The 9,821-nt window shown below is 38.4% G+C and carries 7 protein-coding genes and 1 tRNA gene; 1 reads left to right on the top strand and 7 read right to left on the bottom strand.

All coding sequences use genetic code 11. From position 1 onward, the window contains the following. Positions 1-249 precede the first annotated feature (249 nt). The 4 genes from AC1DU2_RS30505 to AC1DU2_RS30490 form a co-directional block, all read right to left on the bottom strand. On the bottom strand, positions 250-1,494 hold the full coding sequence (locus tag AC1DU2_RS30505; RefSeq protein ID WP_477389355.1) for a PD-(D/E)XK nuclease domain-containing protein: 1,245 nt from the start codon (positions 1,492-1,494) through the stop codon (positions 250-252). After that, positions 1,482-3,764 (bottom strand): argonaute/piwi family protein, encoded by a 2,283-nt coding sequence (locus tag AC1DU2_RS30500; protein ID WP_477389353.1) that lies wholly within the window; start codon positions 3,762-3,764, stop codon positions 1,482-1,484. The genes AC1DU2_RS30505 and AC1DU2_RS30500 overlap by 13 nt, the downstream gene beginning before the upstream one ends. Positions 3,765-4,012: 248 nt before the next feature. Further along, positions 4,013-5,332 (bottom strand): phage integrase SAM-like domain-containing protein, encoded by a 1,320-nt coding sequence (locus AC1DU2_RS30495; RefSeq protein ID WP_477389351.1) that lies wholly within the window; start codon positions 5,330-5,332, stop codon positions 4,013-4,015. A 186-nt stretch (positions 5,333-5,518) separates the two neighbouring features. Further along, positions 5,519-5,592, bottom strand: a tRNA-Ile gene (locus AC1DU2_RS30490). Positions 5,593-5,656: 64 nt separating this feature from the next. Here AC1DU2_RS30490 and AC1DU2_RS30485 point away from each other — a divergent pair. Further along, a complete protein-coding gene (locus AC1DU2_RS30485) occupies positions 5,657-6,286 on the top strand; it encodes an HAD family hydrolase (RefSeq protein WP_477389349.1) in 630 nt (209 codons plus the stop codon). Between the two features lie 69 nt (positions 6,287-6,355). Here the strand turns inward: AC1DU2_RS30485 and AC1DU2_RS30480 are convergent, their stop codons facing one another. From AC1DU2_RS30480 to AC1DU2_RS30470, 3 genes are read right to left on the bottom strand one after another with little or no spacing between them, the layout of a single operon-like run. Next, positions 6,356-7,333, bottom strand: a complete 978-nt coding sequence (locus tag AC1DU2_RS30480) for a GlxA family transcriptional regulator (RefSeq protein ID WP_477389347.1) — start codon at positions 7,331-7,333, stop codon at positions 6,356-6,358. A gap of 57 nt (positions 7,334-7,390) precedes the next feature. Further along, positions 7,391-8,830: a PQQ-dependent sugar dehydrogenase gene (locus AC1DU2_RS30475; protein WP_477389345.1), complete on the bottom strand. Its 1,440-nt coding sequence runs from the start codon at positions 8,828-8,830 to the stop codon at positions 7,391-7,393. A 23-nt stretch (positions 8,831-8,853) separates the two neighbouring features. Then, positions 8,854-9,357, bottom strand: a complete 504-nt coding sequence (locus AC1DU2_RS30470; RefSeq protein WP_477360844.1) for an RICIN domain-containing protein — start codon at positions 9,355-9,357, stop codon at positions 8,854-8,856. Positions 9,358-9,821: the final 464 nt, after the last annotated feature.

Here is a 9,821-nt window from a genome sequence, read left to right as displayed (position 1 = left end):
TTGTAGAACAGATTGATGAATCAATCACGCGAAAAAAGGTTAAATGAATTAACATCAATAGCTGATGGTTTTTCTGTCATAAGGACATTAAGAACTTTAAATTCAAGAATTAACGACAATTGCCTTTTAAAATCATCCGCACTATTGCTCTCGATGAATTTAAAAAATTGATGTAGCAGTCAGGGTAAGGTATTATGATGAAAATGAGTCATTCCAACTGATAATTAATGCAATTACTGAGGTGGGAAGCTATTTCTGTTCTTTAACAATAGTCGTACTTTTTGGCATAATCCCAGGCCTGGACATAACTACTGCATCAAAGATGTTATTAAAGGTTTTCACTGCTGTCCTAAAAGTTGTGTGCTCTTGATTTCTATTAGTGTCATCCCATAAAAAAACCAGCATTTTAGAATACTTTTCTTTATAAACACTATTATTTTTAAAGTATAACGTGTTATCGGCCGCAATTTCTTCAAGCATATTTTGGAAATTTTTACTTGCTCTTAAAAATTTCACTTCAATAATCAGGTTTAATGAAGGAAGACCAATATCAGCCCGAGAATTTAATTGCCCAGTATTTTCTAAATAAAATTCAGATTCAATATCAGGAAATAGTGGTGCTAAAAAAAAGTAAAGCAAACTTTGAACATGATATTCATTTTGAAGATCCCATTTTTGAATTGTACTTGTCGTAGTCTTTGGCTTTTCCTCCCAAACCCAACGCCGAAACGCAGCGGTAAGGTTATTTAAAACCAATGCAATCTCCTCAATTTTGGGTTTACTTAACGAAATTGCTGGCAAATGATTAGTCAAGTAATCTATAACTGATAACCTTGATGCAATTAATCCTATCTCAGGATCATCATGTATTGTTCCACGGGTAATTGAATGATATGCCCCGTCAAAATCGATGTTTTTAAAAGCATTTATGCCTTTTATATTTAAGGCAAGTTGGATATCAATATTGGCTTCAATTTTATAATCAATATTAGTATTATTGGCCGGATCTAAAATAAATATACACGCCTTGATGATAATTTTTTTCCAATCTGGTAGGTTTGTTAATGATTTAAATACAAATGATAACATCCAACTTTTTATCGAATTTTGAATTTCGCCGCCGATATGTTTAGCGCCAAGTGCAATTCCTAATAAAGCTATAGCATCACTATAAAATCCTGCCGGACCTACACCAGCAATGGTTGCTGATCTTTGCGATGTTCTTGTTAATCCATCAATTAAACTCGATTGATAATCTTTATAAAATTCAGGATTTATTTCAGCCAAAAAACCCAGTTGTGCAACATGACTGTAGTTTGTTGTCGCGAAATCGACAGGCAAAATCGGTTGAACAATTCCACTCCCAGAAGGAAACATCCATACAACGAATGCGCCGTCAATAGAATTGGCTTCAATATTTTTAACTTTTCCAATAAGTGCAGTATAAATATCTCTAAGAATAAATCCTGCTTGGGTCTGATTTAAAGAAACCATCTCGTAGTACCGATCTTATTATAAATTGCATCAGAATTCCAGTTCTCCACTGTTGAAAGTTGACTTAGCATTTGCGCCATTAACTGGGAATAGTATATTGAGACTGGCATAGGTGCCGGTTGAAAGCTTCGCCAAGAATGTGCACCGAATTTGATGATTTGCTTTGACAAATATGCCATGTCTTTAAAAGTGGAATCTCTATGTAGGATAAGCTGAATTGGCTGAGGTATTCCATCGCTTGATTTTTTTAATTCTTGCGGGCCTGTTAAACTCGCCAATGAAACATGCTCTGACAATTGCAAGTATTTTGTCCTTTCCGGGGCATAAACACCTTTTCCAAAAACACCGCTCTGGCTGGTGTCAAATAAGATATAAGGGTTATTCGGTGCCACATGAACAAAGGCAAATTCCACATTATAATCTCCAAGTTCGCTCATTACTTTTTTTACGGCCTCAGCCTCTGCATCTTTAAAGGTTTTAAATGCGTGAAAGATTAATCGAACAGTATCTCTCGGCCTCCATGCAAAATCTTTTTTTACACGTTCCATCGTATTACGTAAACTGCTTAAGAGCGTTTCAAAATATTCATCCGATGTTACAGCTGATGAGATATTGTTAATGTAGTATCGTCCATCACCAGTAAAAACTGTTGTAATTCCAATCATCCTTTGCTTTGTGCTCATTCTGCTTGTATGGATCATTGCACTTCCAATTCCGAAGACAACTTCGTGTCCTATTGTAGTATCAGCAGTCAATAACCAGGGTACGCCACCAAGTTTGGCATAAGTTGCTAATGCCATATTGTTAAGACTCCAAACAATTCGAGTGTCCGGTTGACTGAGATTTTCAAGTGTAAATTCTTGTACCGGAATTTGTTGACCTATGAATCTGGCTTTAGCCGTTAGATACGGGTTGTTAGCTGAGTGCCGGCTACGAAAACTATCATCAATTTGGACCAGTGCTAAGTCAAATGGGCGATCGTTACCATTTGACTGCAGAGCAGAACTAATAGCCTTATTGTAACCAGTAATTGAATCGTCGGCTGTCGTAAAAAATTCAACTGAACAATCCTGTAATCGGAATTTTGTCTTCAAACCCGTAAATTCGAAAGTTTTGCCATTTTTACCAAATGGAACTGGGGCAATACCATTTAAGAATTTATGTAAAACTTGCTCTACCTGACCTTTTTTTGTGGCTTGTAAAATGACACAAATCCTGGGTTTATTAGGGCTGAATGTTTCCCTTGAAAAGGGTCCATAATTTTGAAGACCGAGGTCATTATAGTAACTTGTTTTGGATGCACCATGAGCAAAAACGAAAACAGGTTTTTCCGCGTTAAATGCTTTAAGATGTTTCTCATTCGTGCTGTCGTCACTTAAAAAATCTTCAATCGAAAATTCAACACCTTCAACCAAGCTTAATTTAAACTTTTTGTAACTATCAAGTGCGAATTTTAATTTATTGAATTTCTGGTTTCCAGTATGATATGCAGCCAGCTTTTTATCAAGATTTATTAATATTTCAGAAGCGTTATTTGCATATAATGCACGAATGCAATAATCCAACAAATCTTCTCGGGGTTCAAGATAAACTTCTGTTGGGTCAATCAAATTAGGCTCTCCATCACGAACATCTTCAAGTTCGAGCATTCCGTCACTATTTACATTCGTTACCCTTCCAATGGTTGAAAAGCGAGGCTTTAGCTCTGGGTTTTTCCCATAATATGGTTTACCAACATAATAGCTTATGACTGACAATCCTTTAACCATGAGTTGTTGGCAGGTTAATGCAATTCGTGGAGCCGTACCTATATTAATATTCATAGATACAAAAGGAGATTTTCCCACTGGATCAATAACTCTAAACTCAATTTCCCATTTCACAAACACATTTAACCCTTTTATCAGGGCCACTCCGTCAGGCATGCATCCCTCAAGCAAATTGTTTTTAGTGGTCAAATAGCTTAATGGGTTAATGCTTGAAATCCAGCAATCTCTCCTGTAAAGTTCTCGATACAGCGCATTGTTGGCCAAGGATTTTGCTAAAGAAAGGTCTACTTCCAAATCTATTGTAGCCTGTTCACCACCAATAGGTGGATTGCCATTTTTAAATGGAACGGCAATTATTTCATTTCCACTTCTTTTAATTAAATGCGATTTCCTGAATTCATCTCTTAATTGTTCAAATTTATCTTCAGAATAGATAAATTTTTCAACCTGGATTTTTGCATTAGAAAATGTGATAGGTGCGGCGTTAAGTATCAGAGACATATAAATATATAAATACTAAGCAATTTAGTGATTTATTTATATGAAAAACAGGTTGTTCATAAATACCTATAAACTGGATAACCTTATTAACTGATCTTTATCAGGTTTCCCGATTTATTAAATATATCAAAGAGTAATTTTGTCGAGTAGTTTAGAATATACTATCATTAGAAATGGTCAATCAAATCTTATCAATAACCACTTCTAATGAATGATGATCTACTTAAACAAATATTTACATACAGCAATTAGGCAACTACTAAACGCATCCCACTTCTATACTTTTCATGATCGTAGCCAACGACGTTATCATTAATATTTCGTGCTTGAATTAATAATGCGATTACTTGGGCCTGTACATCATCGACAATTCCCCAATCTTTAGCAAGGTAAATATCAGTAGTGAAATGGCCATTATCAACGTGATTTAGGGCTTCAGCGATGTCATCCACACTCATCCGGCATTCATTCCTTGCTAAGGTTCCAAAAGTATGTCGTGCCCAATACAAAGTAAGCTCATTGATGCCGGTAATTTCTCTCAGGCCTTTCATGCCTTTATACAGGGCATAATCTAAATAATCATACGCGCCATATCTTGAATTAAGTTTTCCCAGGTACTTCTCCAGCAAAACTTTTGCTTCATCTACAATTTTGATACTAATAAAGGCTTCATCTTGCCTTCTGCCTTGGGTTTTCGACCTATTGTACTCAAATCTCCCGTTTACGACGTTTAAATCTGAGGAATGGTAAAAATCTACTGCATTTGTTCCGCATAGGTAGAACGACAGCATAAACATATCTCTTGCCAATTCTACGCGGCTTCCTTCGGGCACCTTGCAATCACGAATCGCAATGACCTGTTGAACATCAAAATTCCGCTTCTTAGTTGCAGGCGGACTGCCAACCTTGTACTTGGTAAATGGATAGTGTTTTATCCTGATAATCCCCAACTCATCATTGTTGAATTTCCTTTTGGCTTCATTGAATAAAGTGCGTAGGTCCCGCATATGAGCATGCAATCCGCCCTTTGAAAGGCCTTTTTCTGAAGTGGYGACCATTTTCCCTAATTGATTAATTCGGGTTAATTTACGGGGTGTTTTAAGAAATCGCTCATATTGAAATAGCATGTTGGAATGTATTTCATTGATGGAGATCTGTGGTCTGCCAAAATAATCGGTCAGGCTGTTTCTTACTTTCCGGAAAGTCCGTGAGTATGGTTCCCGGTTATGTTCTTTGAGGAATTCGATATGAGAGTTCGCAAACTCGATGAGATCAATATCCTTATTACTATCTCTTAAATAGTCGCGCAACTCCTCACAGGTAAAAAAATCGAGTCTTGAATTGATCGCACTGATTAGGATGCGGTAATCGTCCATGGCTTCATCCAGCCATCTGAGGACAATTTTGTCTTTGATATCAAAATCTTTGGTGATTTGTCTTTTAGAGACAAAATGCGGGGAGTCGATAAATTTTCTTTCCCCTTTGTGATAGACAACGTACTTCACATTGAAAGTACCGTCGGCTTTTTCATGGTGCGAATAAATCTTTGCACTTACGGTGGTAGCCATAATTTACATAAATAATGACGTAAATCCCGTTACATATTTGTTACATGGGTACGTCAAGTTCAACAAAAAACTATGTAAATCCCGTAACAAATATGTAACAGCCACGGTGCCGCAGGTGATCCTAACCCGCATGTGTAAGACGAAAAAACCCGCTCTACGTATGTAAAAAGCGGGTTTTGTACTCTGTGCGCCCACCTGGGCTCGAACCAGGGACCAAAAGATTATGAGTCTTCTACTCTAACCGACTGAGCTATAGGCGCGGTTATTTGTGTTTATTTAACGGGTGCAATTTTACATATTTGCAGTCAATTTACAAAACCCTTTATGCAAAATATCAAAAATATCATCTTCGACTACGGTAATGTCATCTTTAATATCGATTTCAAACTGGCTCAACAAGGCTGGAACCAGTTGGGTATCAGTAATGCAGCTGAGTTTTTTGGTCATAAACAACAGGACGAAATTTTTGATAAATTTGATAGGGGAGAGGTGTCTGCCGGGGAGTTTAGGGACTATATCAGGCAAAAATCGGGCAATCATGGCCTTACAGATAGCCAAATAAACGGCGCGTGGAACAGTATGTTACTCGGAATTGAGCCTGGAAACCAYGAATTACTGTTGGATTTGAAAACAAAATACCACACATTTTTATTGAGTAACATCAACGCTATCCACTATGATCACATTATGGAGTACCTGAAAAGTGATTTTGGGTTTGACGGCAACGACCATCTTTTCGAAAAAGCTTATTACTCGCATCTCACCGGCAAGCGGAAGCCCGAAGCCAGGATATTCCAGATGGTATTGGATGAAAATAACCTTAACCCAGCCGAGACGCTTTTTATAGATGATAGTCCGCAGCATTTGGAGGGTGCCCAAAAGCTGGGCATCCAGACACTTTTAATGACTAAGCCCGATACTATTCAGAAGTTTTTTAAACGATCGGGCTTATAACAAGGATTTAAATGGGGCAGCAATTTTTATTGGACGAATAGCTCACAACAGCGTTATAAGGGGCAATTATCAGTTCAAATATTCGCGCTGATATTTATTCCTGTAATCCATTGGAGACAGCCCGGTAATACGTTTAAATGTATTACGGAAGGCTTTATTATCGGTGTAGCCAACGTTATACATTACCTCGTTTACATTATCGCGGGATGTTTCAAGACTCGCTTTAGCTGCTTCTATTTTTACACGTTGAATATATTCGGCAACGGTGTTGGAGGTGGCTTTTTTAAACCGGCGTTCCAGGTTGCGCCTACCTAAGGCAAACATAGATGCCAGTTGTTCGACGCTTATTTTTTCTGAGTAATTTTTCTCGATAAATTCCTGTGCTTTTTTTATCGGGTCATCCGAATGGTCTTTTTGTCCCTGGAAAATAATAAATGACGATTGGTTGGTACGCTCCATTTCGATAGCAAATACCTTTGAACTTAAAATGGCCATATCCCGGCCGGCAAACTTTTCAATCAGGTATAAAATCAGGTTAAGGTATGAGAATGCGCCGCCGCTTGAATAAATGCCCTGCTCGTCGGTAATAATTTTCTCGGTAACCAGGTTTACATCGGGGAACATGGTACGGAACTGGTTGGCAGCCATCCAATGGGTAGCACAGCTTTTACCTTTCAGCAAGCCGGTTGACGCCAACAGGAACGCTCCCATACATAAACTGGCAATTTCGGCGCCGTTTTTATATTGATCAGTTATCCAGGGGATAAATTCTTTATTGTTTTCGATAGCGCTCGTTATTTCGCCATCAAGTGCAGGGATAATGATCAGGTCAGTTTTTTTAACATCCGAGATCAAAAGATGCGAATTTACAGTAAAACAACCACCACTGATTGGCGTTTCTTTTTGCAGGCCAACAAGCTCAACTTTAAAAACAGGGTCTTTTCCCATTGATAAAAAAAACTGGTTCACCTGGGTAAATAACTGGCGCGAACCTTCAAGGCTGCCTAATATAGCGCCTTTGGGTACCAGGATAGATATATGCTTCATATCTCAAAAATATAATAAAGCGTTAATGCAAACAATACTTTGTTTAAAACCATCATATTATTTATGTTTTATACTGTTCCTGGTTTTTTTATATATGTAATTCGCAATCTGGTTGATATCACCCTTACTTATAGCGCCGTTCCATGCAGGCATGCCCTGGTCTGTAATGCCATTTGTTATATTTTTGATAATGGATGCTTTAGTTGATCCATATTTAAATTTGCCGGCAAGCAGGTTTTGTGTTTTATCGGTTCCCTGTAAATTATCGCCATGGCAACTGGCACATAGTTGATGAAACATTATCCCCGCGGTTTGTTTTTGTGTTGATTTCAGGATGGGCTTATTTTCAATAAGCTTTTGGGATAACAACGGTTTATCGCTGCTGCCTGATGGCCTTAGCCGCAATATCATATCATAATTGGGGCGCGGACTGCCTTCTGCCGGGTCGATTTGGGAAGTGGAGAAGTAGATGTAACCATCGGGCCCTGTCACTAACGACCGGACACGGCCATACTGTTGTTTCAGCAATACTTCCTGCCCGGTAATTTTATCATGGTCAAGTTGTATTTTTAAAATTTGCTCACCTCTTAAACAAGCAACCAGCAGGTAACCTTGCAATTGCGGAAATGCTTTGCCCGAATAAAACATAGCCTCGCCAGGGCCGATTGATGGTGTGTACTCGGCTAACGGGGTATTCATGCCAATTTTAGTATCGCGGTGGTGTATTACAGGCCATCCGTAATTTTCGCCCTTTTTTATGATGTTAATTTCATCCCCTCCGGTAGGCCCATGCTCTGAGTTGAACAGTGCGCCGGTTCCTGGTTCAAAGGCTAGGCCCTGGGTATTGCGGTGTCCGTAGGTCCAAATTTCTTTACGGGCAGTATCGTTGTTATAAAAAGGATTGTCGGATGGGATGCTGCCATCATCGTTAACCCGCAAAATTTTGCCGTTGTAGGCCTTTAAATCCTGTGCTAAGGCTGGTTGGTCGGCATCTCCGGTGGTTATCCATAGTTTTTTATCAGGTCCGAATACAAGGCGACAGCCTGTATGATTTTGATTGGCCGGGATTCCCTTTAATATGTTAAAAGGATTAGTAAGGGTGTCGTTTTTGAAAATATAGCGGGTGATGGCTAAACGCATCTTATTATCTTCAAGATAATCGTTAGCGATATAAATATAACCGTTGCTGGTAAAATCGGGATGGATACACATACCCAATAACCCCGATTTATTCCTTAAGGGTATACCAGGGATAATAAAAGCCGGTTTTGCCAATAATTTACCATTGCGATAAATGCGCACACGGCCGGGGCGCTCGGTAAACAGCATACTATTATCCGGTAAAAAAACAATTTGCCAGGGCACCACAAGGTTCGTTGCCAGTGTATCCACTTTATAACCTGCGGGAGGGCTTGCCTGAGGTAATTGCCCTTCATTGTATATAAATGCGCTTAATGTGAAGCAAGCAATACAGATAATCAGCAATCCTTTTTTCATTTTATCAAGGTTAATAAAAGTGACTACATCGTGGGAGACTGTTCATATATTGTCCATAACTGTTCGGGGGTATTTCTTTTTGATGCCAGGATAATGGCCGAGTTTACTTTACCCTTAATATCGGCCGGCGTTAGGTATAAATCAGTACCTTTCAATTTAATAAGATAAGTGTCTTTTTTTACGCCAATAAATTCATATTGCTGGTTAGGCGAAGCATCAACCAGGGGTTGCTCTTCAAATGCTACATTGATATCTGCCTTTGTAACCGGTTGAAAAGTTTTGTTAGTGAGTAAGTTTTGTAGCTGGTAGCTATTTTCGCCGGTATTTTTAAAATTCCAGGTCATGCATTTCCAATTCTCGGGATAGTAGGCAACCAACGGTGTGCCATTTTTTGATCCGGCATCCTTCACCCGTAATAGCATACCAGTTTGTACGTTTTTGATGGCATAGTTGCCTTTAATATCCTGGGCCGAAGCAAAAAATGAGAGCGAAAGCTGAAGGCTCAAAAGCAGTAGTGTTTTCTTCATGTTTAGGTAAATGGTTAAACTATTAAATCAACCCTCAATTTAACCAAATTGTTTGATTATTGGCACACCTGGATAAAAACAGTTTGGCATACCTGTAATTAAGAAATTTAACCTCGATTTGGAATCTTGTTGCTTTGTTTTGCAGGTTTTTGGTAGGTTTTTCAGGATTTTTTGTCAGTACACTCGGGTTGTGTCATGCTGTGTGACAAATTGGCAAAAAAAATATCAAAAGGCTAAGGTGATGAAAACAGACAGTTAATAGCGTCGTTTTTTTATTGAAACAACAAATGAGGTAGCATTTTTTCGGTCAAAGCCCTTTTTGGAGCATATTTTTCTTTTTTTTTAGCTGAAACACATCGATTTTTAGTTATGTCAGGTTTTTATGACATAATTTTATTGATTTCTGGTGATCGGAAATTTTACTTCTGAAAAAAAAGAGTTTATTTTTTTATTGCTCCTTAAAC

It is taken from the genome of Mucilaginibacter sp. P4_C11 (assembly GCF_056402115.1).
Note: the sequence above shows the minus strand (reverse complement) of the source record. Positions and strands in the feature narration are given on the sequence as shown.

Bases quoted from the DNA above. Each gene is read 5' to 3' on its own strand.
- AC1DU2_RS30505 (WP_477389355.1), bottom strand. From the start codon at position 1,494: ATGGTTTCTTTAAATCAGACCCAAGCAGGATTTATTCTTAGAGATATT.
- AC1DU2_RS30500 (WP_477389353.1), bottom strand. From the start codon at position 3,764: ATGTCTCTGATACTTAACGCCGCACCTATCACATTTTCTAATGCAAAA.
- AC1DU2_RS30480 (WP_477389347.1), bottom strand. From the start codon at position 7,333: ATGAAGCATATATCTATCCTGGTACCCAAAGGCGCTATATTAGGCAGC.
- AC1DU2_RS30475 (WP_477389345.1), bottom strand. From the start codon at position 8,830: ATGAAAAAAGGATTGCTGATTATCTGTATTGCTTGCTTCACATTAAGC.
- AC1DU2_RS30470 (WP_477360844.1), bottom strand. From the start codon at position 9,357: ATGAAGAAAACACTACTGCTTTTGAGCCTTCAGCTTTCGCTCTCATTT.